23 protein-coding genes are annotated in these 25,487 nt (G+C 54.1%); 18 read left to right on the top strand and 5 right to left on the bottom strand.

All coding sequences use genetic code 11. From position 1 onward, the window contains the following. Positions 1-96 precede the first annotated feature (96 nt). Positions 97-996: a UbiA prenyltransferase family protein gene (locus tag CA264_RS16330; protein WP_025608461.1), complete on the top strand. Its 900-nt coding sequence runs from the start codon at positions 97-99 to the stop codon at positions 994-996. On the opposite strand, the gene CA264_RS16325 is transcribed toward CA264_RS16330, so the two are convergent. Next, positions 977-2,494 (bottom strand): bifunctional ADP-dependent NAD(P)H-hydrate dehydratase/NAD(P)H-hydrate epimerase, encoded by a 1,518-nt coding sequence (locus tag CA264_RS16325; RefSeq protein WP_025608460.1) that lies wholly within the window; start codon positions 2,492-2,494, stop codon positions 977-979. The genes CA264_RS16330 and CA264_RS16325 overlap by 20 nt on opposite strands. Positions 2,495-2,836: 342 nt before the next feature. Here CA264_RS16325 and CA264_RS16320 point away from each other — a divergent pair, with 342 nt between their 5' ends. The 3 genes from CA264_RS16320 (at position 2,837) to CA264_RS16310 (ending at position 7,714) form a co-directional block, all read left to right on the top strand. After that, the gene (locus tag CA264_RS16320) at positions 2,837-3,730 is read left to right on the top strand and encodes a phosphatase PAP2 family protein (protein WP_025608459.1); all 894 of its coding nucleotides are present in this window, start codon (positions 2,837-2,839) and stop codon (positions 3,728-3,730) included. A gap of 64 nt (positions 3,731-3,794) precedes the next feature. Then, positions 3,795-6,215 carry a DUF5686 and carboxypeptidase-like regulatory domain-containing protein gene (locus tag CA264_RS16315; protein WP_025608458.1) on the top strand — a complete coding sequence of 807 codons (2,421 nt, stop codon included), beginning with the start codon at positions 3,795-3,797 and terminating at the stop codon, positions 6,213-6,215. Positions 6,216-6,457: 242 nt separating this feature from the next. Continuing rightward, a complete protein-coding gene (locus CA264_RS16310; RefSeq protein ID WP_025608457.1) occupies positions 6,458-7,714 on the top strand; it encodes a pyridoxal phosphate-dependent aminotransferase in 1,257 nt (418 codons plus the stop codon). A 96-nt stretch (positions 7,715-7,810) separates the two neighbouring features. On the opposite strand, the gene CA264_RS16305 is transcribed toward CA264_RS16310, so the two are convergent. Continuing rightward, positions 7,811-8,269: an Lrp/AsnC ligand binding domain-containing protein gene (locus tag CA264_RS16305; protein ID WP_025608456.1), complete on the bottom strand. Its 459-nt coding sequence runs from the start codon at positions 8,267-8,269 to the stop codon at positions 7,811-7,813. 163 nt (positions 8,270-8,432) lie between these two features. On the opposite strand from CA264_RS16305, the gene CA264_RS16300 reads away from it, so the two are divergent. After that, on the top strand, positions 8,433-9,389 hold the full coding sequence (locus CA264_RS16300; RefSeq protein WP_025608455.1) for an asparagine synthetase A: 957 nt from the start codon (positions 8,433-8,435) through the stop codon (positions 9,387-9,389). A 278-nt stretch (positions 9,390-9,667) separates the two neighbouring features. Here the strand turns inward: CA264_RS16300 and CA264_RS16295 are convergent, their stop codons facing one another. Then, on the bottom strand, positions 9,668-10,570 hold the full coding sequence (locus tag CA264_RS16295) for a histone deacetylase family protein (protein WP_025608454.1): 903 nt from the start codon (positions 10,568-10,570) through the stop codon (positions 9,668-9,670). A 629-nt stretch (positions 10,571-11,199) separates the two neighbouring features. On the opposite strand from CA264_RS16295, the gene CA264_RS16290 reads away from it, so the two are divergent. The 3 genes from CA264_RS16290 (at position 11,200) to CA264_RS16280 (ending at position 13,358) form a co-directional block, all read left to right on the top strand. Next, entirely contained in the window at positions 11,200-11,823 is a 624-nt protein-coding gene (locus tag CA264_RS16290) for a porin family protein (RefSeq protein ID WP_036777174.1), read from the top strand. Between the two features lie 151 nt (positions 11,824-11,974). Continuing rightward, positions 11,975-12,694: a YceI family protein gene (locus CA264_RS16285; RefSeq protein ID WP_025608452.1), complete on the top strand. Its 720-nt coding sequence runs from the start codon at positions 11,975-11,977 to the stop codon at positions 12,692-12,694. Between the two features lie 121 nt (positions 12,695-12,815). Further along, positions 12,816-13,358, top strand: coding sequence for a DUF6992 family protein (locus CA264_RS16280; protein WP_036777170.1), 543 nt, complete (start codon positions 12,816-12,818; stop codon positions 13,356-13,358). Between the two features lie 80 nt (positions 13,359-13,438). Here the strand turns inward: CA264_RS16280 and CA264_RS16275 are convergent, their stop codons facing one another. Then, entirely contained in the window at positions 13,439-13,996 is a 558-nt protein-coding gene (locus CA264_RS16275; RefSeq protein ID WP_025608450.1) for a type 1 glutamine amidotransferase domain-containing protein, read from the bottom strand. Between the two features lie 384 nt (positions 13,997-14,380). Between CA264_RS16275 and CA264_RS16270 the strand changes: the two genes are divergently transcribed. The 10 genes from CA264_RS16270 to CA264_RS16225 all read left to right on the top strand — a co-directional run bounded on the left by CA264_RS16270 (position 14,381) and on the right by CA264_RS16225 (position 24,476). Continuing rightward, positions 14,381-16,777: a TonB-dependent receptor gene (locus tag CA264_RS16270; RefSeq protein WP_051364498.1), complete on the top strand. Its 2,397-nt coding sequence runs from the start codon at positions 14,381-14,383 to the stop codon at positions 16,775-16,777. A 112-nt stretch (positions 16,778-16,889) separates the two neighbouring features. After that, the gene (locus CA264_RS16265) at positions 16,890-18,155 is read left to right on the top strand and encodes a PepSY-associated TM helix domain-containing protein (protein ID WP_237151135.1); all 1,266 of its coding nucleotides are present in this window, start codon (positions 16,890-16,892) and stop codon (positions 18,153-18,155) included. 131 nt (positions 18,156-18,286) lie between these two features. After that, positions 18,287-18,784 carry a TlpA disulfide reductase family protein gene (locus CA264_RS16260; RefSeq protein ID WP_036777166.1) on the top strand — a complete coding sequence of 166 codons (498 nt, stop codon included), beginning with the start codon at positions 18,287-18,289 and terminating at the stop codon, positions 18,782-18,784. 34 nt (positions 18,785-18,818) lie between these two features. Next, positions 18,819-19,451, top strand: a complete 633-nt coding sequence (locus CA264_RS16255) for a thioredoxin family protein (protein WP_025608446.1) — start codon at positions 18,819-18,821, stop codon at positions 19,449-19,451. 439 nt (positions 19,452-19,890) lie between these two features. Next, the gene (locus tag CA264_RS16250; RefSeq protein WP_025608445.1) at positions 19,891-20,298 is read left to right on the top strand and encodes a hypothetical protein; all 408 of its coding nucleotides are present in this window, start codon (positions 19,891-19,893) and stop codon (positions 20,296-20,298) included. 116 nt (positions 20,299-20,414) lie between these two features. Further along, positions 20,415-20,594 (top strand): glycine zipper domain-containing protein, encoded by a 180-nt coding sequence (locus tag CA264_RS16245; RefSeq protein WP_071784620.1) that lies wholly within the window; start codon positions 20,415-20,417, stop codon positions 20,592-20,594. 199 nt (positions 20,595-20,793) lie between these two features. Then, on the top strand, positions 20,794-21,183 hold the full coding sequence (locus CA264_RS16240; RefSeq protein ID WP_025608444.1) for a hypothetical protein: 390 nt from the start codon (positions 20,794-20,796) through the stop codon (positions 21,181-21,183). A 172-nt stretch (positions 21,184-21,355) separates the two neighbouring features. Continuing rightward, entirely contained in the window at positions 21,356-22,558 is a 1,203-nt protein-coding gene (locus CA264_RS16235; RefSeq protein ID WP_025608443.1) for an alpha/beta hydrolase-fold protein, read from the top strand. A gap of 133 nt (positions 22,559-22,691) precedes the next feature. Next, positions 22,692-23,804, top strand: coding sequence for an alpha/beta fold hydrolase (locus CA264_RS16230; protein ID WP_025608442.1), 1,113 nt, complete (start codon positions 22,692-22,694; stop codon positions 23,802-23,804). Between the two features lie 27 nt (positions 23,805-23,831). Beyond that, entirely contained in the window at positions 23,832-24,476 is a 645-nt protein-coding gene (locus tag CA264_RS16225; RefSeq protein WP_025608441.1) for a class I SAM-dependent methyltransferase, read from the top strand. A 366-nt stretch (positions 24,477-24,842) separates the two neighbouring features. Here the strand turns inward: CA264_RS16225 and CA264_RS16220 are convergent, their stop codons facing one another. Then, entirely contained in the window at positions 24,843-25,220 is a 378-nt protein-coding gene (locus CA264_RS16220; protein WP_025608440.1) for a hypothetical protein, read from the bottom strand. Between the last annotated feature and the right edge of the window lie 267 nt (positions 25,221-25,487).

Genomic DNA, 25,487 nt, shown 5'->3' with positions numbered 1-25,487 from the left:
GGCGTGGGATTTCCTGTGCCGGGCTTTCTTGTTTTTAGACGTCAGGTGTGGCTGCGTTTGATTGGGCGCAGAATTGTTGCGTAATTGCAAGGTAGGATGGAAGCGAACAAAAGCATTGGCGAGAAAAGCGTGCGGCACCGCCCGTACCGGCTGCTGGAGGGGCTGCTGTACAGCAGCGTCTTTATCTCGTGCTGTGCCTTTGCCCTGGCTGTGGAGACTTACCTGCTGGCGGGGCTCCCGGTGTCGTTGCCGATGGCGGCCTTCATCTTTCTGGCCACCCTTTTTACCTATAACCTCAGCAGCCTGCAGAGCATCCTGCGCCGCCCCCGCCAAACCTTAGACAGGGAAGACCCCGTCTGGGGGCAGCGGCACAAAAGAGAGCTGGCGGTGCTGGGGCTGCTAAGTATCGGAGTGGCCGTGGGCGTGTACTTCTGGTTTGGGCTGCGCATAAACCTGTGGTTCCTGCTGCACCTGGCCGTGATATCGGTGGGGTACACGGTGCCGGTGCTCTACAAGCGCCGCCGTATAAAACCGCTGCGGAGCGTGCCGCTGCTAAAGGTGTTCCTAATCGCCTATGTGTGGGCCGTGGTAACGGCGCTGTTCCCGTTGCTGGATGCAGGTATGCAGGTGTGGCAGCCGGAGGCGCTATGGCTCTTCTTCCGCCGTTTCCTGTTTATCCTGGCGCTGGCCCTGCTTTTTGATATCCGCGACTATGCCTATGACCAAACCACAAACACCCTCACCTTTCCGGGTTGGGCAGGGGTGCGCAGAACCAAGCTGATCTCGCTGGCGCTGCTGCTGCTGTACATGCTGGTGCTGGTGCAGAGCGAGCACGGGCTGGTGTTGGGGGCGCTGCTGGCAAGTGCCGCGGGAGCTGCCCTGGTGGTGCTGTTCTCGTCCACGGGCCGCCCCCGTTTATACTATGCCATCCTGGCGGATGGAGCCATGCTGCTGCATGCGGGGCTGGTGATAATGGCTATGGCCTTGGCTGGCTAAGGTGGAGCAGTGCCTTCGGCAGGAAATCGATCACGTCTGAGGCTGTCATGGCTACCTCTCCCACAGCGTGTAGGGCCAGGTCGGCTGCCAGGCCGTGGAGGTACACCCCCAGCAGACAGGCTTCCTCCAGGGAGTACTGCTGCCCCGCCAGGGCGGTAATAACCCCGGTGAGCACATCGCCGGTGCCGCCGGTGGCCATCCCTGAGTTGCCGGTGGTGTTAAAGTATACTTTGCCCTCCGGGGTGCCGATGGCGGTGTGGCTTCCCTTCAGCGTAACGTAGCATTGATATTCCAGGCAAAACTCGCGCAGGTGCTGCAGGCGGTCGTAATCGTTTTTTACCTTGCCCACCAGTCGCTCAAACTCTTTGGGGTGGGGCGTGAAGATAACCTTGTTCCTGGGGAGCTGCATCTTTAGCTTATCGCTGCTGGCGATAATGTTGATGGCGTCCGCGTCGATTACCATCGGGTGCGAGGCTGTGGCCAACAGCTGCCCGATAGCCGTTTTGGTAACGCGCTCTGTGCCCAGCCCGGGGCCGATGCCGATCACATCATACTTGTCAATCTCCTTGGGAAGCTCCGAGAGGTGCTTGCGGTTTTTGTCTGTAAGCGTCATGGCTTCGGGCACGGCCGTTTGCAGAATGGTGTAGCCTGCCTGTGGCACCTGCACCGTCAGCAGGCCGATGCCGCCGCGGAGGCAGGCACGGGCAGAGAGCACTGCGGCGCCTATTTTGCCATAGCCGCCGCAAAGCAGCAGGGCATGCCCGTAGAGTCCTTTGTGGGAGAACTTCTTGCGAGGCTTCAGCAGGTGCTGTATGTCGCTCTGGGTGGTTACGTACAGGTTCGTCTTCGCATCCGCAACAAACTGCTGGCTCAGCCCAATCGGTACCACATGCCACTCCCCTACATACTCCTCGTGCTGTGGCAGCAGGAAAGCCAGCTTCGGAAGCTCAAAGCTGATGGTGTAGTTTGCTTTGATAATGGCTCCTTCCTCCGGTGTCTGGCTGTCGGGGTAGAGGCCGGAGGGCATGTCGATGGAGGAAACGGTGGCACCGCTCTCGTTCAGCAGCCGGATCAGCGCGGCATACAAGCCGGTGACGGGGCGGTTCAGGCCGGTTCCGAAAAGGGCGTCCACTACACAGGCCTTACCGTTAAGGGCAGGCAGGCTGTTTTCCTGCTCTACACGCGTCGGCTCCAGCCCCTGCGGTAGCCGCTCCAGGTTCGTCTTAAAGTCTTCGGAGGGATTCGAGGTGTCGCCTACCAAATACACGTGCACGCTATACTTGCGCTCGTGCAGTAGCCGCGCCGCTGCCAGTCCATCGCCACCGTTGTTGCCGGGCCCACAGAAGACGTGCACCTGCTCGCTCGGCTGAAACTTGTTCTCGAACCAACAGGTAAAGGCCTTTGCGGCGCGCTCCATCAAATCAATAGAGGAAATTCCTTCTTCGTTAATCGTGTAGGCATCGGCTTCTCGTGTTTGTGCGGCAGTCAGCAGTTTCATGTGGCACTGGGGCGTTTGGTGTAGCTAAATATACTATGTTCTGGTGCTACAGTTGCAGGCCGCGCGCGAATAATGGTTTGGCGGGCACTGCTCGCCTCGTGGGGGAGAGCGGGCAGACACCTGCCGCAGCGGTAAGGACAGGAGGGCACCCGGCGGCGGATAGAAGTGCGTTGCTTCCCTGCCCCGCGAAGTCAATTAGGTGCTGAGTGCTCCGGCAAAGGCACCCAGGAGGAAAGCCGGAAGCGACAAGTATACTCAGCTGCTACAGAAAGTGAGCGGGGATGGCACAAAAAATGCGAAAAAGTAGTTTCTAATAAAACTCAACCAAACCATAAGATCATTTTGAAACTAAAGAAGCAACTGACTGCACACCTGCTGTGGCTGCTTGTGCTGGTAAACCCGGTGCTGGCGCAGGCACAGCAACAGCCAGGTACAGGGGCCGGCGTATCGGCTAGCCTGGCTGCCCTCTCTACTGAGACCCTTTCGCACATATCCCCGGATACCGCGTCGGCAGACGTGCTCGCGGCTCCGGCGGATACGGTTTACCCCGGGCAGAAGAACCCTTTTACAGAGGCGCAGCTTCGGGAGGGGGAAGACAAACGCTTTCTGAAGCGGGCCCTGATCCCGGCGGCGGTGCTGGTGGGCGCGGGCTTGTACACCATGCAGGGCAGCGGCTTTTACAGTAGCCACGATGCGCGCGACGACCGTAACCGCTTCGCCCCTCACTTCAGCACTAAAGTAGACGATTACCTTTTCTTCCTGCCGGTAGCCTACCTCTATGGCTTCAATGCGTTTTCGTCGCAGAACCGCCACGATATCCGTCGCCAGACGGGGCTGCTGCTGGCCTCCGGCGCCCTGACCTCCGCCATTGTATGGCCTGCTAAGAAGCTTACGAACATCGACAGGCCGAATGGGGAGGCAACTGCTTTCCCTTCCGGCCACACGGCTTATGCCTTTACTATCGCCACGTTGGTGGATAAGGAGTTCCGGCACAAGAGCCCCTGGGTTAGCGTGGGCAGCTATGCCATTGCCAGTACCACCGGCATTTTACGCGTGATGAACAACGAGCACTGGATGGCCGATGTGCTAGCCGGTGCGGGTGTGGGTATCCTGTCGGTGAACACGGTATACTGGCTGCACGACAAGCTGGCCAGAAACAAAGGCCTTAACACCGTGGTGGCCCCGACGGTGCTGCCAAACGGAAGCCCGGGGGTTGGGCTGAGCGTAACGTTTTAAGCATACTTCACGAAGAGGAAAAGGCGCTGCGGGAGTAGCGCCTTTTTCTTTTTATCTTTACGGGATGCCGTACTTTCGCCACCTCTTGTTTTTATACTTGTGCCTGCACTCCTGGGTCGTACTGGCACAGCCGCGGCAGGTGCAGGGCACTGTGCGCGATGCCGCCACGGGGGAGCGGCTTCCGTTTGTGAGCATTGTAGCCAATGAGGGGGAAGCCGGGACAACCACCAATCTGGAGGGCGAGTACCGCCTGCGCCACCAGCAGCCGATCCGCAGCCTTCGCTTTAGCTATGTGGGCTACAGGCCGCACGTGGTTTACCCGGACTCGGTGCAGGATATACACGTGCAGCTGCAGCCCACGGCGGCACAGCTTCGTGAGGTGATTGTGTTGGGCACAGGGGAGAACCCGGCGCACCGCATCATCCGGAAGGCCACGGAAAACCGGGAGCGGAACCGCCTGCAGCACCTCAACAGCTATACTTACCGCACCTACAATAAATTTATACTTACCGCCACCGATGTGGGGGAGCTGGAGCTGCGCGACACACTGCAGCTTTCGCCCAGGGACTCTGCGTACCTGCGAATGCGCAGCCTGCTCCGGAAGCAGCACCTGTTCCTGCTGGAGAGCGTTACCGACTACGCCTTTTTGCAGCCGAACCTTACCAAAGAGACCATCCTGGCCACACGTGTGTCGGGGCTGCAGCAGCCGAGCTTTGGCGTAGTGGCCGCCGAGGCTCGCGATTTCTCTGTGTACGATGACCTGCCGGTTTTCTTCGGCAAGCGCTACCTGAGCCCCATCAGCCCGGGCAGCACGCGCAAGTATGATTTTGTGCTGCAGGAGCAGCTGGTGCAGGGGCGGGATACGGTGTTCGTGATTTCTTTCCGGCCGGAGGAGGGGAAGAACTTTGAGGGGCTGGAAGGGCTGCTCTACATCAACAGCGACGGTTGGGCGGTGCAGAACGTGCTGGCCCAATCGGCGGGAGACGATGATAAGCGCAACATCAGGCTACAGCAGCAGTATGAGCGGGTGGGGGACCGGCAGGCCTGGTTCCCGACGGAGCTGGACGTGGAGCTGACGGTTCCGCAGGTAAGCTTGAACGGGCACCAGCCCTACGCCCGCCTGCGCACCTACATCACCAACATCAACCTAAACCCGGACCTGCGCCGCTCCGACTTCGGTGCCATAGCCCTGAAGCAGACGCCCAACGCCAACCGGCAGCCCGACAGCTTTTTCCAGGCCTACCGGCCAGACTCGCTGACACAGCTGGAGCAGCGCACCTACGAGCGCCTCGACAGCGTGGGCCACGCGCAAAAGCTGGACCGTACCATCCGCGTGCTGGAGTACCTGATGAGCAAGCAGCTGCCGGTTGGCCCCCTTAGCCTGGACCTGGGCCGCCTGTTTCGCCTGAGTAACTTTGAGGGGGTGCGGCTGGGGCTGGGCGCCCACACCAACGCCCGTTTCTCTGAGCGCTTTAAGGTGGGCGGGTACTGGGGCTACGGCCTGAAAGACAAGCAAGCCAAGTACGGCGCCGATGCCTCGGTTATACTTTACCAGCCGCGTGAGCTGCAGTTGAAAGCCGTGTACTTCGAGGACCTGCTCGAGACTGGCGGCCGCCGTTTGCCGCAGGACCGGAACTACGGCGTGCTCGGTAACCTGCGCCGGGCCCTGCTGCCGGAAATGGACTACACCACCCACAAAAGCGTGGCGCTGCGGGGGCGGGTGCTGCGCTACCTGCAGGCAAATGCCGAGTTACGGCAGGAGGAGCGCCGGCCAACGTTGCTGGAGCAGGAGGGGCAGCCCCTCCCTGCCTTTGACCTGACAGAGGCAGTACTGACGCTGCGCTATGCCCCCGGCGAAAAGTACATGCAGCAGTTTAACCGCCTTCTGCCAATGCCGCAGGAGGAGGCCCCGGTGCTGTGGCTGCAGTACACCCGCGGCCTCGACGGCTTTTTAAGCGGAGACTACAGCTACAACAAGTATGATGTACGCCTGGAGAAGACCCTGCGCCACCGGACCTTCGGTGAAACAAGCCTCCTGTTTGCCGGAGGGTGGATCGCCGGCGATGCGCCGCTGGTGACGCGCTACAACGGGTACGGCAGCTACAACCCGAGTTACAAAGTATACACCGGCGAGGGCTTCGAAACCATGCAGCCTTACGAGTTCTTTTCCGATAGGTATGCGGCGCTGTTCTTCTCTCAGAACTTCGGGAAGCGCCTGCTTAACACGCGGTTCTTTGCCCCCGACCTGGTGGCGGTAACCAATGTAGGCATCGGAGACCTGGAGGAGCCGCTGCAGGTTCTGCCGGAAGGCAGCTACCGCAGTATGCGCAAGGGGTACTTCGAGTCGGGGCTCATGCTGCAGAATATCATTAGCTCTCCGTTCAGCGGCGTGGGGGTGGGCGCTTTTTACCGCTACGGCGCGTACCGCCTGGAGGATAGCCGTGACAACCTGCGGATCAAGCTAACCGTCACCCTGCTTTTTTAGCGGGAACACGGGCTACTGTAAGTATAAGGTATAGCTTCGGCCAGGCCGGTGCAAGTCAGTTAGTGGCTCTGGCGGGGTAGCGCCTGCTATCGGTTCTGTTTGGCATTTGTTTAATCCGGGGCGGCTTTACGTGTGTACTTTGTCAAAAACAGGTGGTTTTATAATCATTATCGAAAAATTAGCGCATACTTTGGTGGAAATACATAACTTAGCCTGAACCTTCTTAAACCCTATTATCTACCATGACAGTTTCTAAAATGGCGCAGAACCTGATCGGCTCCGAAATTATTCGGGTGGCTGGCGAGGTGAACGCAATGATTGCCAAAGGGGAGCCTATCTGCAACCTCACCATCGGCGATTTTAACCCGGCCATCTACCCGATTCCGGAGGAGTTGCGCAAGGGTATCACCAAAGCCTATGAGCAGGGGCACACCAACTACCCGCCTGCCAACGGAGTGGCGGTGCTGCGCAAAGCAGTGGTGGCGTTTACCCAGGAGCGCCTGGGCCTGACCTACCCGGAGAGTGACATTCTGGTGGCCGGCGGGTCGCGCCCGCTTATTTACGCTACCTACATGGCCCTGGTGGATCCGGGCGATAAAGTTGTGTACCCGACGCCATCCTGGAACAACAACCACTACTGCCACCTGTCTGGCGCTGCGCCGGTGGAGGTGAAGACGCGGCCGGAGAACAACTTTATGCCGACCGCTGAAGACGTGAAGCCGCACCTGAAGGGAGCCACAATGCTGGCCCTGTGCTCGCCGCTGAACCCGACGGGCACCATGTTCTCTAAAAAGGACCTGGAGGAGATCTGCGACCTGGTACTGGAGGAAAACAGCCGCCGTGGTGAGGGAGAGAAGCCCCTGTACATGCTCTACGACCAGATTTACTGGATGCTGACTTTTGGCAACGCCGAGCACTACGACCCGGTAAGCCTGCGCCCGGACATGCGTGCCTATACCATCTATATAGACGGTACATCTAAGTGTTTTGCCGCCACCGGTGTGCGTGTAGGCTATGCGTTTGGGCCAACTGTGGTGATGGATAAGATGAAGTCTATACTGGGCCACATCGGGGCCTGGGCGCCTAAAGCCGAACAGATGGCGATGGCGGAGTTCCTGCAGCAGCCCGAGGAGGTGAACGGTTTCATGAGCGAGTTTAAGCCGAAGGTGCAGGAGAGCCTGAACGTGCTGTACAACGGTTTTCAGCAGCTGAAGTCAGATGGCTTCGCTGTGGATGCCATTGAGCCGATGGGGGCCATTTACCTTTCTGCCCAACTGGATCTGGCCGGCAAAACCACTCCGGAGGGCAAGGTGCTGGAAACAAGCCAGGACATAACGTTCTATGTGCTGCACGAGGCAAAGCTGGCGGTGGTGCCGTTCTCTGCCTTTGGCACGGGCAAAGACCTGAACTGGTTCAGGCTGTCGGTAGGAGGTGCCTCGCTGGAGGAGATCAAAGCCGCGCTGGTAAGGCTCCGAGAGGCGCTGCAGAAGCTAAAGTAACCTAAAGCCAAAGCCGCAGGCGGCAGTTTGCCTGTGGTTTATACTTGTGCTAAGCACGAGCAGCAAAAGGGCCGCCTGTAACAGGCGGCCCTTTTGCTATTCTATCTTTATTTGGCGGCTAATGCTTTCTTCCAGCGAGATCAGCGTTTCAGTGCGCTGCACGCCTTCTATCGCCTGCAGCTTTTCGTTTAGCACCTCCCGCAGGTGGGTGGTGTCGCGGCAGATGATTTTGGCAAACATGCTGTAGGAGCCGGTGGTGTAGTGCAGCTCCACGATCTCGGGTATGTCCCGCATCTTCTCTACCGTTTCCTTGTACTCGGAGCCTTTCTCCAGAAACACCCCGATAAAGGCGCAAATGTCGAAGCCTACCGCAGAGGGGTTTACCAGCAGTTGCGCGCCTTTTACCACGCCCATCTCCGTCAGCTTTTTCATCCGCACGTGAATCGTGCCGCCTGACACGCCCAGTTCTTTTGCTACGTCGGTGTAAGGTCGCGTCACATCCTGCATCAGCAGGCTCAGAATCTGCTTGTCCAGATTGTCAATTTCATAATTCATATGCTTCTATACTTGCTGCTGTTGTCAAAGTTGCAAAGATATATCTTTTTTGTTGATAGATTATCAATGTTAAAAAATATTATTTGATAAATTTTTAATAAATGGCAACAATCTTTACATTCGTAATGTATAAATCTTCAAATGTTTAACAAATTATCAAAAAATGATGGAACTAGAAACCCTTTCTGAGCCAACGGTGCTGAGCGCCACCGTCGGCCACCTGAGCCGGGCCAAGCTGCCGAAGATCCTGAGAGTGCAGCAGGGTATTGTGCGGGCTACGCACGAGTTTATGTTCAAAAAAGGCCTTACGCAGCTGATGCCGCTCATGCTGTCGCCGATCACAGACCCGCTCAACCACGGGGTGGTAGACGCCACGATCACCTATGCGGAGCAGCGCTGGAGCCTGACCAAGTCTATGATCTTCCACAAGCAGCTGGCCCTGATGAACCCGGAGCTGGACAGCCTCTACATTGTGTCGCCAAACGTGCGCCTGGAGTTCGCTGACCGCGCCGACACCGGCCGGCACCTGTTCGAGTTTACCCAGATAGACTTCGAGTTTAAGGGCAAAGACCGCTTTTTTGTGATGGAGTTTATGGAGGAGCTGGTGAACTTCGTGTTCCGCCGCCTGAACGAGGAGGTGCCGGAGCTTCTACTGGAGTTGCGCGGCGAGCTGCTGCCGCAGTTTGAGAAGTGGGCGGTATACCGCACCGAAAAGCTGGAGGCAGCGCTTGGCCCGGACTACGAGAAAGTGAAGTCGGAGGAGGCTACGGAGCCGTTTTGGCTGCTGAACCACAAGCGCGAGTTCTACGACAAGGAGGACCCGAAAAAGCCGGGCACTTACCTGAACTACGATGTAATTTGGCCGGAGGGCTTTGGCGAGGGCCTGTCAGGCGCGGAGCGGGAGCATGAGTACGGCCAGATCCGCAAGCGCATGGCCGAGGTTGGCACCAGCGAGGAGGCCTTTGCCCACTACCTGGAGGTGGCCAAAGAGGGCGGCATCCCGAAAACGGCCGGTGGCGGCTTTGGTGTAGAGCGCATGACCCGCTTTATCTGCCGCCTGAAAGACGTGAACGACGTAACGGTGTTCTCACGGAAGCCGTTTTCGCAGGCAGTGTTTTAGAAGTGGGCAACGTGAGACAACGCAAGAACAATGACTAAACAGATATGGATGACAATAGCGATAATGCGGACAATCCTGCAAATTATAAGGTAAAAGAGTGTTTTAAGGTGATGTAAAAGGCCTGCTGCTGAAATGCTGCGGGCCTTTTTGCTTTCTGGCCACTCCGACGAGTGGCTTCGGGTTTTGCCGGCTTTGCACCGGTCGGATAACTGCTCTAGCTCAGTGGCACCGTTGGCCGCGCCTTGCCCTGACCTCCTTCGGTGCCTGTATCGCCTACCTTAGAAAAACAGCTGCTGCGCCAGCCGAAAGGTGTTGGCATGGGCCTCTATAATATGCGCGATTTGCCTGGAGTAGCCGCCGCCCATGCTTACCGTTACCGGTAGGTTGTTCTGCTGGCACAGCTCCAGCACCGCACGGTCGCGGGCCTTGCAGCCATCGATGGTCATGCCCAGCTTGCCTAGCTTATCCGTTGCCAGCACATCCACCCCGGACTGAAAGAACACGAACTCCGGCTGCACCTCATCCAGCAGGCGCGGCAGGTGGTGCCTCAGCAGCTGCAGGTACGTTGCATCGTCGGTTCCCTCTGCTAATGGCACATCCAGGTCTGATTTCTCTTTATGGAAAGGGTAGTTGTGGCCGCAGTGCATGCTGAAGGTGAACACCCGTGGCTCGTGCTCAAAGATCTGCGCCGTGCCGTTGCCCTGGTGCACATCCAGGTCCACCACCAGCACTTTGTTTATGCTTTTATACTTGAGGAGGTGGTTGGCGGCAATGGCAATGTCGTTGAGCAGGCAAAAGCCCTCGCCGCGGTCGGTAAAGGCGTGGTGGGTGCCGCCGGCGATGTTCATCCCAATGCCGTACTCCAGCGCAAACAGGCTGGCCTGCACGGTGCCGTTCATAATAACAACCTCCCGCTGCACCAGCTGCTCCGACAGCGGAAAGCCGGTCTTGCGGACTTCGGAGGGGGTGAGCTGCAGGTCGCGCAGGCGGTGCCAGTAGCCGGCGTCGTGGGTATCAAGTATAAACGGCTCGTCCAGTGGCTCGGGCGCGAACAGGTTGTCTTGGGTAATGGTGCCCTCGTAGAGCAGCTGCTCCGGCAGCAAATCATACTTGGCCATCGGAAAACGGTGGCCTTCGGGCAGGCTGTGGGCAAAAATTTCGGACCAGGCAATCTTTAGCATAACGCAAAGCTAACAATTAAGCGGCAATTTGGGTTTAGCAAAACTACCGCAAATCCTCCGTGTTACTATAGCTTCTGTCATATTTCAGTGCAATTCACATGGCTATACACAAGATGGTGGATAAATGGTGTAACTAATTAAGAGTTGGCCTGCCTATAACCGTTTTTCCCGCTTTTGCCACACCTGTATGTGGATAACTTTGTTGATTACCCGGCTTTATCCACGGTTTGTTGTTAATTCCCTGTGAACAAGCGCACGATTTCTTCACAATTCGCACGATGGCTTCACAGGGGAATTTGGTTAACGGCCTCATAAAGGTTGTGAATGTGCTGCCCTGTGCTTGTGTGCTATTAGAAAATTGCAATAAGTTGGCTTTTGTGAAAAAGGGCTGCTGCCTGAAGTCTGAAGAGAGAGTGCCGCCGATATTGGCTGCGATGCTTGTTCCTGTGCTAAAAAGGCGTGCCTGTACCGTCTCTCGCGTTCACCTTCTACATGTAATCGCTTGTAAAGCAGTACAAACGGTGCAATGCCGCCGATAACCTCCTGCCGGTATCCTAAGTATAAAATAAGTATAAAACATATGAACATCTTCTCACGTGTAGAGGGCTGAACGCTTAAAAACAGAAACTATGAAAAAGACATGTATACTCGCGCTTATGCTGCTATGGTCGGTGGCGGGGTTTGCCCAGGGCGAGGGGCCACGCTCTATAAACCAGAACCACAACATTTTCAGCCGCTCGCCTAACTCCGGTATCGGTATAAAGGGCGGTGTGAACTTCGCCAGCGTGCATGGCAGCGACAAAGACAAGTTCGGTGATGTAAACAGCCACACCTCGTTCCATGCCGGGATCTTCGCCCAGTTTGGCTTCGGGGAGTTCTTCTCGCTGCAGCCTGAGGTGCTGTACTCGCGCAAGGGCTTTGAGCGCCAGGACTCGGTCTACCGGTTCGACTACCTGGAGGTGCCCGTGCTGGCTGTGTTCAACATCACCGATAACTTTAGTGTGCACCTCGGCCCGCAGGTAGGCGTAATGGTGTCGGCAAAGGTGGAGGACGAGGAGATAGAGATGGAGCCTTACAACACCTTTGACTACGGGGCTGCCGCCGGCCTGGAAGGGAGCGTTGACCGCTTTAGGGTTGGGGCGCGCTATGTGCACAGCTTCGGCGACCTGCGGAAGGAGGATAGCATGGGCAACAACATTAACGAGGACATTAAGAACGGCGTGATACAGGTATACCTGGGGGTAAGCTTTTAGTAGCCCGCCGCCATTTTATTGCCGGAAAAGTGTGGAAGCCAGGCCTTGCCTGGTTTCTGCATTTTACAACAGAACATATCGTTTTTGGCCCCGGCAGCGTACCAGTAGGTTAGACTACAGCACCGTAGAGCACCTAAAACAAACCTAAACAATGGGCAAGCGACACCTACTCCTGCTTCTGCAGCTGGCCATGCTCCTTTTTTTTGCCAGCGCCTGCGACACCACCGTTAAGACTGACGAGGCGGTGATAGGCGATGCCGTGGTAAAAAACAACAGGGTAGTGCCAACCGAAACCTACGCCATAGACACGGCCAACAGCGAGGTAACCTGGATCGGCTCTAAAATGACCGGGCGCCACAACGGGCTCTTTGATATAAAGGAAGGCGAGCTGAACATGACCAACGGCCTGCTGACAGACGGCAACATTGTGCTGGACATTACCAGGGTGCGCGCCACCGACAAGGCTATAGACGAAGCCAGCAACAAAAAGCTCACCACGCACCTGCGCTCGGCCGACTTTTTCGACTCCGAGCGCTACCCCACCGCTGAGTTTGAGCTAACGGGCATTGCCCCTTACGACAGCACGAAGGAACAGGCCAGCTCCCCAGTGGCCACTTACAGCGAGCTCCGCGTCAAGAACCCGACGCACCGCGTTACCGGCAACCTCACGATAAAGGGGCAAACCAAGAGCGTGTCGTTCCCGGCCCGGGTAACACTGCAGGACAGCCTGCTGCGCGCTAAGGCCAACTTCAACCTCGACCGCACCAAATGGGGGTTGGTGTACCGCTCCGACAACTCCCTGGGAGACAAAACTATTTACTCCGAAGTAAACATTGGGCTGGATATTGTGGCCCGGCCGGAAAAGCGCTAACCCACAACCCCTTAGCCGCGGCATAGCCAGCGCCTGCGCCAGCTGCTGCGGCTAAGGTTGCTCTGGCTACACGCTAAAGCCTGTTTTCCTGCGTTCCTACTCATAAAACTGCCTATTACCTATGAGAAAGTACCTTTGCCTGCTCCCCTTGCTCCTGTTATGCCTTACTGCCAGTGCCCAGTCTCAAACCCTGGTGCGGCTCAACGAGGCACAGGCAGGCACACTGAAAACAGGCATGCTTGTACTTGGCGGGTGGGCCATTGTAAACATCCTGGTCAGCAGCTTTAAGCTGACCCGTGCCACCCGCAACCGGAAATACTTTTACCAGATGAACCTGTACTGGAATGTTGTGAACCTGGTGGTGGCGAGTGTCGCCTTGTACAGCATCCTGACGAAAGACAGCAGTGCGCAAAGCCTTGCCGACAGCCTATACCTGCATGGTTGGTACAAAAAAGTGCTTTACCTGAATGTGGGGCTGGATGTGGGCTACATGCTACTGGGGGTGTACCTGAAAGAGCGTTCGCGCTACTCCCCCAAAACGGAGCGGCTGCTGGGCTGGGGGCAGGCCATTGTGCTGCAGGGGGTGTTCCTCTTTCTGCTGGACCTGGTGCTGGCCGTGCTGCTGGAGAACTATGCCGAACCGCTTTTCCGGCTCATACCATAACTAATGTATAAAAAAGAGGCGGCCGCCCTTCCTTGCAGAGGGGCGGCCGCCTTTAATGTAAATGATGCAGCTTCCGGTGCTTAGCGGTCGTGCTTGCCTTCGGCGAACTCTTCCACCATTTTCTTGTTGAAAGCCGGAATGTCGTCCGGGTTACGGCTGGTGACAAGGCCTTGGTCCACTACTACCTCCTGGTCTACCCACTCGGCGCCTGCGTTTTTCAGGTCTGTTTGTAGGGTGTGGTAGCTGGTCATTTTCTTGCCCTTTACCTTTCCTGTTTCGATCAGTGTCCAGGGGCCGTGGCAGATGGCTGCCACAGGCTTGCCGCTTTCCATAAACTTGTTCACAAAGCTAACGGCATCCTTGTTGGCGCGCAGGTGGTCCGGGTTCATTACGCCGCCCGGCAGCAGCAGGCCGTTGTAGTCCTCGGCCTTTACTTCGCTGAGTTTTTTGTCTACTTTAAACTTGTCGCCCCAGTCGGTGTGGTTCCACGCCTTTATTTCGTTGTTCTTATTCGGAGAGATGATGTGTGCCTCGGCTCCCGCGTCTTTCAGCGCCTGCATCGGCTTTGTTAGTTCTACCTGCTCAAATCCCTCCTCTACTAGTACTGCTATTTTCTTTCCTTCTAATTTATTAGCCATTCTTAAGTTTGTTGTGTGGTTAAACATTGTGTTGCTCTATAAATAACGCGTCAGCGCGTTAATTGTTAACCCCTGCCAAACTTCTGCTGCGCGTTACCGGCCTTTGCCTGCCGCTTAAAGTAGTTATCGGCCGCATACTGCCGCTATACCCACTATAGCTATTAATAGTGATTTTGTCTATGACGTGATCAACTTTAAGAAAGATTATTTGGAACTAGTCTAAGTTACTGAGTAAGTTTGCAGCACTTAGAATTAGTCTAAATAACGATTGTGTTCTGGGGCAAAAAGGCAGCACCGGCTACCTCGTCTGCACAGCGGCACTTCATATACACCACCTATAAATTGTAAGGCATGTTTAAGAAATTTACTCTGGTTTGTTTGTGTATGCTCTTAACGCAGCTGGCGTGGGCGCAGCACCGTGGTTCATCCATCAGAGGGCAGGTGCTACAGGGGAACGGCCAGCCATTGGCTGCTGCCAGCATTGTGGTTGAGAACACCCCGTTCGGCACTGTGACCGATGAAAACGGATTCTTTAAGATTTTGCACATGCCGGAAGGCAACTACCAGGTTAGGGCCATGATGATCGGCTTTAACAGCGTGACAGAGAAAGTGCAGCTGGGCAAGGGCGAAACAAAGAGCGTTAGCTTTAGCCTTGCCGCCAAAGCCAACCAGGTTTCAGAGATCGAGGTTTTCGGTGTGAGGGACAAGCAGCCGGAGAAGCTGGACGCCATTACGCGTTTGCCGCTGAAGCCGAGTGAGCAGATCCAGAGTATCTCTGTGATCTCCGAGAAACTGATTGAGCAGCAGGGCGCGCTTACTGTTATTGAAGGCGTGCGCAACGTGCCGGGCGTGTATACTTACGCCACTTACGGCGGCGTGCGTGAGAGTATCTCTTCCCGCGGCTTCCGTGGCATACCAACGCTCAAAAACGGCGTGCGCGTTATGACCGACTTCCGCGGCATCGGCTTCTCTACCGATATGCAGGGAGTGGAGAGCGTGCAGGTGCTCAAGGGTGCCAGCGCTATTACGATGGGAGCCTCTACCGACCTGGGTGGCCCGGGTGGTATTGTAAACATCGTTACCAAAACGCCTAAGTTCGAAAACTCCGGGGTTGTGTCGCTGCGTGCGGGCAGCTGGGGCCTGATTCGCCCTACCTTTGATGTGCAGCGCGTGGTAGACAAAGACAACAAGCTGGCCGTGCGCCTGAACGGCGCCTACGAAAACGGCGGCAAGTTCCGTGACCACATGGACAATGAGTCTTTCTACATCAACCCTTCCCTGGAGTGGCGCCCTAACGCCAAGAGCACCCTGACGCTGGAGATGGATTACTTTAAGGAGGAGCAGGCAATTGATGCCGGTACCGTGAACCTGTCGGTTGGCAACAAAAAGAACGAGATCTACGACCTGCCGGCAGATCGCTTCCTGGGCTTTGAGTCAGACAAGACCGATATTACGCACACGACTTACGCCGCCCGCTACAAGTATAACCTGAACAGCAGCCTATACTTGCGCGCCGCCTTCTTCAACTCTAACTATAACGCCGACGGTATCAGAACGAGCCTGTCGGCCCTGAAAGGAAAGAATGTGAACCAGGAGCAGGTTAACATTTACTCACGCTCTATTGCGCACAACCAGGCCCGCGAAGACAACAGCACAGTGATGCAGGTGGACCTGGTAGGCCAGAAGATCAAGACAGGCGGTATCAACCATACCTTCCAGATCGGCACCGACTACCGCTACATCGACCTGTACACTCCTGCCTACAATGCCATCGGTATCGACACGATTGACGTGCTGAACCCGGAGACGATCACCAACACCCTGCCTGCAGGCGTGGGAGCCTTCACAAGAACAGGCGGCACCCAGTCTTATGACCACAGCTTCGGGGTTACGCTTCAGGATGTGATCCAGCTGACAGACTGGGCCAGAGTATACGGTGGCGTGCGCTACAGCACCAACAAGTCTAAGTCGGCGGGGGAGGCCAGTGCCACTTCCGAGTTCTGGAACCCGCTGGCCGGTGTGATGTTCACTGTGAAGGACGGTCTGAACATCTTCGGATCCTACACTAACAGCACCAACCCGCGCTCTGCCGCTGTGGTAGACGTAAACGGTGACGCACTGGGTGCCGAGCGCATCGACCAGTTTGAGGCCGGTATCAAGTCTGAGTGGCTGAACGACCGCCTGCGCTTCAACCTGACCTTCTACAAGATCAACAACAAAGACATGAACCTGAAGGCCTTTACGGTGGACGACCTGGGCAACGTGCTGGAAACAGGTTATTACATTAAAGGCGGTAACGACGAGCGCAAGGGTATAGAGGTAGAGCTGACGGGCCGCGTGCTGGAGAACCTGGAGGTGGTAGCCGGCTATGCTTACATCGATGCGCAGTACAAAGAGCACACTACATTTGTGACTGGCTCCGCACCGAACAACACACCAAAGCATACCTTTAACGCCTATGCCAACTATACGCTGCAAACCGGCGTGCTGCGTGGCCTGAACCTGGGTGCAGGTGCCTACTACCTGGGCGAGCGCCCTTACAACGACTGGACGCTGCCAGGAGTGCAGTACCACAACATCGACCCGAACACTGCACCGTGGGACAACAAAGCCTACACCATCGTGAATGCGCAGATAGGGTACGAGTTCCAGCAGCACTGGGGCGTGAGAGCGCTGTTTAACAATATCTTTGATGAGGTTGGCTACGATGCGTACCGATCTAACTTTATCGATAGAATTCAGCCACGAAACTTTTCAGGTGTAGTTACTTACAGATTTTAATTAGACCTGTTCTACCTAATGAAGCAAAAGCTGCCGATATTTACTATCGGCAGCTTTTACGTTAAACCTCCTGTTCCTTCCAAAACTCTTCAACATGAAAAAGGGCTATAGCTTGAGAAAGTTTTTCAATGATGTGCACCTTTGGCTGGGCATTGCCAGCGGCCTGGTGCTGTTTGTAGTTTGCCTTAGCGGCACGGTCTATACTTTCCGGACAGAGATAGAGGAAGCGCTGGAGCCGGACAAGTATGAGGTGGCTGTTCCGGCCAATGCAAAGCCGTTCTCTCCGGATGCGCTGGTCTTTAAGGTAGAGAAGGAGCTGAAGGGAAAGGTGGTTTCACTGGAGATACCGCAGGATAAAGCCCTGGCCTACCGTGTAGGCGTGGCCAAGAAGCCGGAAGGCGGCGGCGAGCGGGCAGGCAAAGGCCCAGAGGCTGCTGCTGCCCAGAAGTCAGAGGCTAAAGGCGGCAAAGAGGGCAAGAAGGAAGGAAAGGGAGGCCATGGCCCGGGCGGCGGCGGACGACCGACTACCTACATGGTGAACCCTTACACGGGAGCCGTGCTGGGCACCACGGAGGGCCCGGCATCGGAGTTCTTCCTGAAGGTGATGCAGCTGCACCGCTGGCTGCTGATCGAGGGCGGCACCGGCAAAATGATCGTGGGCGTGTCCACCATCATCTTTACCATACTGGTGCTGACCGGCCTGGTGCTGTGGTGGCCAAAGAAAATAAAGAACTGGAAGCAGGGCTTTAAAGTGAAAACCGACGCCAACTGGAAGCGCATCAACCACGACCTGCACAACACGCTCGGCTTTTATGCCTTTATTCTGCTGCTGATTATGTCGCTCACCGGCCTTTGCTGGTCCTTTGAGTGGTACCGCGACGGCCTGAGCAGCATTATGGGGGACGAGGTGTTTAAAGGGCGCCGTGAGAAGCCCCTGAGCGCAGAGGCTACCGGCGAGGCTTCCAGCCTGCAGCTGGCCGACTACCTGGCCAAAGCCAACGCTATACTGCCCTACGAAGGCAACACCCGGATCTCCATTCCCTCAGACGACACCACTGCCGTAGTTGTTACCAAGAGCGAGGCGGGCTTCTTTGCCCTTTCAGCCTCTGACAAAGTACAGCTGAACCAGCACAATGGCGAGGCCCTGCAGGTAGAGGTCTTTGCGGACAAGCCGCTGAACGAGCAGATCGTGGCCCTTATCAGGCCGCTGCACCTGGGCGATGTGTATGGTACTTTCTCTAAGATCCTGTACTTTATCTCCTGCCTTATTGCCACCAGCCTGCCGGTAACCGGCACCCTGATCTGGATTAACAAGCTCCGGAAGAAAAAGCCGGGCAAGAGAGTGCCCCGCAATGCCGCGACACAGGTTGCAGGCTAAGCGAGGGGCCTTATAACTTTTGGAGCAGCCATGGGTTTACTTTGCCCATGGCTGCTTTTTTATTTAAGCAGCTCAGGTACCGATGTTTAGAGAGTAAATACGTATACTGCAGCTATAGCCGTTATGGAGGTATGATCACACAAATACGTAACATTTTGCTGGCCGTGCTGGCCCTTTTATGTGTAACCGCAGCCACAGCCTCGGCACAGGAGGTGGAGGTAATAAAGTTTAAAGACCTGAAGGAGCTGCGCGAGCGGCCCGGCGATACGCTGTACGTGGTAAACTTCTGGGCCACCTGGTGCAAGCCCTGCATTAAAGAGCTGCCATACTTTGAGGCCGCTAACCAGCAGTACAAAAACAAGCCTGTAAAAGTGGTGCTCGTTAGTATGGATGCCGTGGAAGACCTGGACAGCCGCGTGAAGGCCTTTGTGCAGCGGCGTGGGCTAAAGTCTACGGTTGTGCTGCTGGACGAGGTGGACGGCAACACCTGGATAGACAAAATTGAGCCGAAGTGGTCTGGGGCCATACCTGCCACCATGGTATTTAACAACAAGCAGGGGAAATATGCGTTTCGGGAGGCCGCCATCACACAGGAGGAGCTGAATGCCCTTATCGAGGAAATGCTGTAACCGCCGAAGTAACATCAACATAAACGCTATACCTATGAAAAACGCAAAATTGCCTTTCGTGTACGCGGCCTGCCTGCTATTGGTGGGCCTGCTGCTCTCCGCTGCGCCTGCCCCCGACAACGGCTACAACGTAGGCGACACCGCCCGCGATTTTAAGCTCAAGAACATAGACGGTAAAATGGTCTCGATGGCGGACTATAAGGATGCGAAGGGCTTTATCGTAACCTTTACCTGCAATTCCTGCCCTTTCGCCGTGGCTTACGAAGACCGCCTGATAGCCCTGCACAATAAGTACGCCCCTCAAGGGTACCCGGTCATCGCAATTAATCCAAACGATGCCCGGGTGTCGCCGGGAGACTCCTTTGATAAGATGCAGGAGCGCGCCAGGGAGAAGAACTTCCCGTTCCCGTATGTGTACGACGAGACGCAGGAAGTTACCGAAGCCTATGGAGCCACCCGTACTCCGCACCTGTACGTGGTGCAGAAGCAGCCGGACGGCAGCCTGAAAGTAGCTTACATCGGCACCATAGACGATAATTATAAAGACGCCGCGCAGGTACAGAAGAAGTATGCCGAAGAAGCGTTAAACGAGTTGGTGAGCGGCAAGCCGGTAAGCCGCCCAAATACCAAGGCTATCGGCTGCACGATTAAATGGAGAGAGGCGTAAGGTAGTTAAGTTGTTGTCTTGGCGGGGTAGTTTACGTTTGCCGCCAAGGCCCTACCAAACGAGGAAAGGCAGCCCTATAGGGCTGCCTTTCCTCATTTTGGCCCTACTGTTTCTCAAGTACTGTTCATGGGCAGGCGCAGTTAGCACACACTAACGTCTCCGTAGTTTTGTTTTGTCCCTTTTACACCTACAAGGATCAAGCTTACTGGGGATAATGGCTTGGCTCCTGCCCCGACGGTGAACAAAAGGGGACTGGCAGCATTCGTCGAGTTTGTTACAGGCCAGGTAAAAATGCATGGTAAGTTTTTAATGAAAAATATACTATATTCAGGTGCTTGAATCGGCGCTTTTCATATAGTGTAGAGCCAGCAGGCCTCCACATATAAGGCTGATAAGCCGAATAGCTCCTTATATACAGTAGTTACCTTTGATTATAATTATGAAAGAAAGCAACTCAGGACTCCTAATTCCACTCATAGCTTTATACGCGTTTGGAATTTTGGGATTTAGCGTCATTGTTCCTGTATTTGCTATGGCCGCTCATCCTTTTGAAAATCTTGATTTTGACTTTCAAGTCGTTCTTTTAATATCATTAGCTATAATGCCATTAACAGCTATACTTCTGTTTAGAACCTTCTTAGGTACAGAAGTAAAACTGAAAAGCAGTACATTGCTCCTGACCCTACTAAGTATAATTACACTTATTTTCAGTTACTACTTTTATGAAGCTGTGACCGATGAATATGCTGAAGGAATAACATTGTTTCATTTTATACCTTTAGTTGGGTTAGTAACTACAGTTATTGTGGCGACTGGTATAATGAAATTAAAAAATAACCTTAGGTAACCACACCTTTACCGTAGCTACGCCACGGCAAAGCCCAGTCCGTTGGCGGGCATTGTAACGACCGGAACAGCAACCATAACACAGACGACGAAAAAGTAGTCACACGAACTTTAATCATGACAGAAACTAGAAATAAAAAATCAAGAAACGGTATAGGCGTTGGGGTTGCTCTTGGTGTTGCGTTCGGAGCAGCCTATGGTGCTTTTTCTGGAAACTTTTCTTTAAGCATCGCAATGGGGTTAGGTATAGGTATTGCTGTTGGTGGGATGTGTGGCTTTGCTGGAAGCAGGAAGTAACTTTCAGACCTGTGGTTACTTAGATTAACCTTTGAAGCGGGCGTGGGAATTGAAACCAAAGGAGACGAAGGTTAGGAAAAACAACGAACCACCAGCAACGGCTTGGCAATATGGCGGCTGACGTATTTCATCTGAACAGTAATGCTTAAATCCGCCGCGTCTCTAAGCCGAGAAACGTCGGCAACATTTAATCTAAAGCATGAAGAAATACGAGACGGCAGAGCTTAGAGCTGATGATTCTGATTTAGCACTTCTCAGGAGCAGGTATGCATATAAAACGCTCTCCTATCACGAAATTGCTGAACTCCGGATTCGCAGAGGCAGCGTAGTGAACAACCCTGTTGCTGTTTTTATCGTGGGAGTCGCCCTGATTGCTGCGGGTATTTACATAGGCAACATGTTCAGCCCTCTGAACGTCACGGGTGCCCGGTTAGGTTTAAAGGGAGGTAAAGCTTTGGGATATCTTATCTTTTTGGTTTTCGGGCTTCTGTGCTTTGGAGGTATCTTAGTTTACAAGTCAATGAAAAAGGACTTCGTTCTTGAAATCAGGGCTGAGGCGTTTAAGAAGTCGTACCCTCTAACGGAGTGAAGGCAAAAAAAGGAGTTTGATAGCTTTCTGTTGGAGTTAAAAGAAAAGGCAGGAGACAAACTGACCTTGCTGACTAGGGAAGTGATATTAACATAAACCTTACATAACCACACCTTTGCCGTAGCTACGCCAAAGCCAAATAAGTTGAGTATAGCTTATAACTAAACTATCAATGAGATTACTTCTAAGTCTCCTTTTACTTTTCCCTGCCTTCTGCTTCGGGCAATCTTCTAATCATGCTGAAGATGAGGTTTCTATCGGAAGGAGGTTAACTATCCATTCCTCCATTTTAGAGGAAGACCGGGAAGTGTGGGTTTATGTGCCCCAGTCTGCCGGAGCCGAGCGCTATCCGGTGATGTACCTGTTGGATGGCAGAGATTTTTTCCACTCCACGACGGGGATGGTGAATGAACTAGGTGCTGTTGGCAGGATGCCCAGGATGATTGTGGTGGGAGTCATGAACAAAGACAGAGGAGCTGATTTTACCCCTACCCGTTCCCCGTTTAGTCGGGACGGTATGGTAGACCCGGATTTTGAGAACTCAGGCCGAGGGTATAAATTCCTCTCCTTTCTGGAGAAGGAGCTTATACCTTTTGTTGAGTCCCGCTATAACACGCAGCCTTACCGCATGTATGTAGGGCATTCCCTTGGAGGGCTCGCAGTGCTACACGCGCTAGTTAACCACCCCAATCTGTTCAACTCCTACGTGGCCATGGACCCTAGCGTCTGGTGGGATAACCATCTCATCGTAAAGCAGGCGCAGAAAGCCTTCTCCCAAAATGACTACACCCACAAAAGCCTTTACTACGCAGCGTCCAACACCATGGAGAAAGGCATGGACACGGTCAGGGTTATCAGCGACACAGTGTACGCCAACGGCAACGTGCGCAACAACTTTCAGTTCAGGGAGATACTCCGTAAAAGCAAAAGCCTGCACTGGGCCTGGAAATTTTATCCAGAGGAAAACCACTCCTCCGTGCCGCTTCTCTCTCAGTACGATGCTCTGCGTTTCATTTTCAAGAAGTATGAGTTAGGCAAAGATTTGCAGGATACCACCATCACGGCGGAGTATGTAAAAGACCATTACCGCACCGTGTCTTCCATGATGCAGTATACCGTGCTGCCTTCGGAAGGCACAGTAAACCTACTGGGGTATATTTCCATGGGCAATAAACAGTATGGAAAAGCGTACGGCTTTTTCAAGATGAACATTGATAATTACCCTGCCAGCCCCAATGTACATGATTCGATGGGAGACTACTATGTAGAGAGAGGCAACAAAAAGAAGGCCATGGAAGCATATAAAAAAGCATTGACGTTGCAGGAAGTAGCTGAGACCAGAAAGAAGTTGGAAACGCTACAGGCAAAAAAGTAAAACAGTAGCTAACGAGGTGCATACATAACCTTTCGCTAACACCTCAGGCGGTTTATGCACCAGGCCGGTAGCGGTAATTTGAATAACGTGTTACCCATAGTCCACCATCATCTACCCTAAAACTTAACCCAACATGAAGCACACATTTTTACTGATTCTGTTTCTTTCTTTGCTTCCAGGCGTGTTAGCCGCACAGGCTAAACCAATCAACGAGGAAAAATTTGTCACAATCGGAGGTATAGAGCAGTGGGTGACCATCAGCGGGGAGGACCAGGCCAAACCCGTTGTCCTGTTTCTGCATGGCGGGCCCGGAAGCACCATGAGCCAGTACGACGACGCCATCTACGGTTCCTGGAAAAAAGACTTTGTGCTGGTGTACTGGGACCAGCGAGGCGCAGGCAGAACCTTTGGCCGGAACGCCCCCGATACGGTAACCGAGGATTACTGGATGGAGAACCCTCTGACCCTGGAGCAGATGACAGCCGACGGGATTGAGCTTGCCGAATACCTGACCAAGCACCTGGGCAAGCGGAAAGTAACGCTTGTAGGCACCTCCTGGGGCTCTGTGCTAGGCGCAAGAATGGCGCTTGCCCGCCCAGACCTTTTCTCTGCCTATATAGGCCACTCCCAGGTAGTGAACTTCTATGAAGGGTTTGGGCATGCCTACAATAAAGTATCTACAATGGCCCAGAACGCCGATGACCAGGAGTCATTAGATAAGCTGAAGGCCCTGGGGCCGCCACCTTATGAGGATGCCAGGAAAGAGGGCCAGCTGATGCGCATCATCAAAAAGTACGAAAGGCAGAATTCTACACCAGCCCCCGCCTCCTGGTGGAAGCTGGCAAGCGCTTATGACAATGAAAAGGACGCTAATGACAGGTATAACGGAGACGACTATTCTTTCCTTTACTCTGCCGGCCACAAAAAGATGGGAATAAAGTCAATGATGGCTGGCGTGAACTTCATGAGCGACGGCTTGCGCTACAAAATTCCGGTGTACTTCATTCAGGGCGAGGCAGACATTCTAACTCCTAAAGACCTCACCAAAGCGTATTTCGATAAAGTGAAAGCCCCAAAGAAAGAGTTTGTGCTGGTGCCGGGCGCTGCACACGGGCATAACCAAGCAGTGGTTGATGCGCAGTATAAAGCTGTGAAACAGTCCTTAATAGCGCATTGTAACGCCCTGGAGCGTTACCTCCAGGGCGTTACAATGCGCCACAGAACGAACCTATTCACCCCAAACTAAGAGAGATACCTTTTTACAGGAAACATTATGACAGAATTCTGGGAGTCAAGCTTTAAAGACAAAAAGACGATGTGGGGGTTTGAACCTGCAGACTCTGCCGTTGCAGCCCTAAACTTGTTTAAAGAAAAAGGGCTGCATAAAATTCTGATACCTGGGTTTGGTTACGGCAGAAATGCAAAGATCTTCACCGATGCAGGGTTCAAGGTAACTGGGATAGAGATTTCAGAAACCGCCATTGACATGGCACAAAAGCACTATGGAGGTGATGTAAAAGTATACCACGGCTCTGTTAGTGCTATGCCGTTTGACCAAGAAATGTACGACGGGATTTTCTGCTATGCTTTAATCCACCTGTTAAATGAAGATGAGCGGATTAAGCTGATGAACGACTGTTACAATCAGTTGAAACCCAATGGGTACATGGTTTTTGTGGCAATATCAAAAAATGATGCTGCTTATGGGGCCGGAGAAGAAGTCAGCAAGGATAGATTTGAGACCAAACACGGTGTTCAACTATTCTTCTATGATTCAGACTCTGTAGAAAAAGAGTTTGGCAAGTATGGCCTAGTTGAAGCTAGAGAGATAGATGAACCTGCCAAGCAGGTAGGAAACAGGCCATCACAGAAATTCTGGTTTATAACCTGCAGAAAGCAAGAAAAACAGGACCGTTGATGGCTAGTAATAAATAGCCTTTATGTTTGGTTGCCGCCTCAGCATGAACCAATGTTGGCAAAAGTTAACATCATAAACCTTGGAGCTAATTTTCAATAAAAGGATACTCGCTACTGCTGCTTCCTGTTGCTTTTGCGCCGTTGCATCATATCTTCTAAAACCGCCCAAGAGTTGCCGTAAGCTGGCGCTAAGGCCAGCGTTCCGCTGTACCCCCTGAGCCTGTGATATAAAGTAATGTACAAGCTACCAGAGAAACGGATGCCGTAGGTTGGAGCGTCTTTATAACAGCAAACCGGGTGCTGCTGCATTAGCCTTGCATATACGCCGGATAACAGCCAAACCATATATATACCATGGTGGCACGGGCTACTCTCCCTTCTTTGTGTCTATTGGCAGCGGAATACCCGCTGGGTCTACAGCGTTAGAGGCCCGCTTGGCAGGAGTCTGCTGGTGGCGGTGCTTCATGCCGGCGATGCGGGCTTCTACTTCATACTTGTTGTTGTAGTAGCCCACCCGCACCGACTCGCGCAGGTACAGCCACAGAAACCGGAAGAAGCCGTGCTCCTGGAACTGCCGGATATGGCATAGCTCATGCGCCACCCAGCCCTCATTCTTCAGAAAATCTGCCCGGCTAACCCCGCTCAGGTGGATAGTTTTGCCCAGCACCATCGCCACGTTGCTGCTTTTAAGCACCATGCGTGCAATTCTGGCAAAGGGAGATCGTTCTACAACTTTATAATTCATCGTTCAATTTTATTTTGTGCTACAGCCCAGGCTCCTGCTGCCGGGCCTTTAGGGGTACCCCGGGCCACGGGGCGGCTTTTGGAGGCGGAAGCGCCACATTGTCAGGCAGGTACCGAAGTGGCGCAGTTTGGTGCTTTAGCTAATTGTACCTATTTTTGCCCGTTGCTGGGTGTGCATACACCCCAGGCACGTCGGAGCTTTGCCGGAGTCGCTAATTTGCGCCCTTTTTCTGTGCAACTGCGGGTGAAACTGTTTGGCCCCTCAGGT

It is taken from the genome of Pontibacter actiniarum, from assembly GCF_003585765.1.
In the GTDB taxonomy this organism is placed as follows: Bacteria; Bacteroidota; Bacteroidia; order Cytophagales; family Hymenobacteraceae; genus Pontibacter; species Pontibacter actiniarum.
Note: the sequence above shows the minus strand (reverse complement) of the source record. Positions and strands in the feature narration are given on the sequence as shown.

What these genes read in the sequence shown, in the direction of transcription:
- CA264_RS16225 (WP_025608441.1), top strand. Translation starts at nt 23,832, where the DNA reads ATGACAGAATTCTGGGAGTCAAGCTTTAAAGACAAAAAGACGATGTGG.
- CA264_RS16325 (WP_025608460.1), bottom strand. Translation starts at nt 2,494, where the DNA reads ATGAAACTGCTGACTGCCGCACAAACACGAGAAGCCGATGCCTACACG.
- CA264_RS16255 (WP_025608446.1), top strand. Translation starts at nt 18,819, where the DNA reads ATGAAAAACGCAAAATTGCCTTTCGTGTACGCGGCCTGCCTGCTATTG.
- CA264_RS16235 (WP_025608443.1), top strand. Translation starts at nt 21,356, where the DNA reads ATGAGATTACTTCTAAGTCTCCTTTTACTTTTCCCTGCCTTCTGCTTC.
- CA264_RS16295 (WP_025608454.1), bottom strand. Translation starts at nt 10,570, where the DNA reads ATGCTAAAGATTGCCTGGTCCGAAATTTTTGCCCACAGCCTGCCCGAA.
- CA264_RS16270 (WP_051364498.1), top strand. Translation starts at nt 14,381, where the DNA reads ATGCTCTTAACGCAGCTGGCGTGGGCGCAGCACCGTGGTTCATCCATC.
- CA264_RS16260 (WP_036777166.1), top strand. Translation starts at nt 18,287, where the DNA reads ATGATCACACAAATACGTAACATTTTGCTGGCCGTGCTGGCCCTTTTA.
- CA264_RS16240 (WP_025608444.1), top strand. Translation starts at nt 20,794, where the DNA reads ATGAAGAAATACGAGACGGCAGAGCTTAGAGCTGATGATTCTGATTTA.
- CA264_RS16275 (WP_025608450.1), bottom strand. Translation starts at nt 13,996, where the DNA reads ATGGCTAATAAATTAGAAGGAAAGAAAATAGCAGTACTAGTAGAGGAG.
- CA264_RS16290 (WP_036777174.1), top strand. Translation starts at nt 11,200, where the DNA reads ATGAAAAAGACATGTATACTCGCGCTTATGCTGCTATGGTCGGTGGCG.
- CA264_RS16310 (WP_025608457.1), top strand. Translation starts at nt 6,458, where the DNA reads ATGACAGTTTCTAAAATGGCGCAGAACCTGATCGGCTCCGAAATTATT.
- CA264_RS16280 (WP_036777170.1), top strand. Translation starts at nt 12,816, where the DNA reads ATGAGAAAGTACCTTTGCCTGCTCCCCTTGCTCCTGTTATGCCTTACT.
- CA264_RS16330 (WP_025608461.1), top strand. Translation starts at nt 97, where the DNA reads ATGGAAGCGAACAAAAGCATTGGCGAGAAAAGCGTGCGGCACCGCCCG.
- CA264_RS16285 (WP_025608452.1), top strand. Translation starts at nt 11,975, where the DNA reads ATGGGCAAGCGACACCTACTCCTGCTTCTGCAGCTGGCCATGCTCCTT.
- CA264_RS16305 (WP_025608456.1), bottom strand. Translation starts at nt 8,269, where the DNA reads ATGAATTATGAAATTGACAATCTGGACAAGCAGATTCTGAGCCTGCTG.
- CA264_RS16245 (WP_071784620.1), top strand. Translation starts at nt 20,415, where the DNA reads ATGACAGAAACTAGAAATAAAAAATCAAGAAACGGTATAGGCGTTGGG.
- CA264_RS16315 (WP_025608458.1), top strand. Translation starts at nt 3,795, where the DNA reads ATGCCGTACTTTCGCCACCTCTTGTTTTTATACTTGTGCCTGCACTCC.
- CA264_RS16300 (WP_025608455.1), top strand. Translation starts at nt 8,433, where the DNA reads ATGATGGAACTAGAAACCCTTTCTGAGCCAACGGTGCTGAGCGCCACC.
- CA264_RS16250 (WP_025608445.1), top strand. Translation starts at nt 19,891, where the DNA reads ATGAAAGAAAGCAACTCAGGACTCCTAATTCCACTCATAGCTTTATAC.
- CA264_RS16220 (WP_025608440.1), bottom strand. Translation starts at nt 25,220, where the DNA reads ATGAATTATAAAGTTGTAGAACGATCTCCCTTTGCCAGAATTGCACGC.
- CA264_RS16230 (WP_025608442.1), top strand. Translation starts at nt 22,692, where the DNA reads ATGAAGCACACATTTTTACTGATTCTGTTTCTTTCTTTGCTTCCAGGC.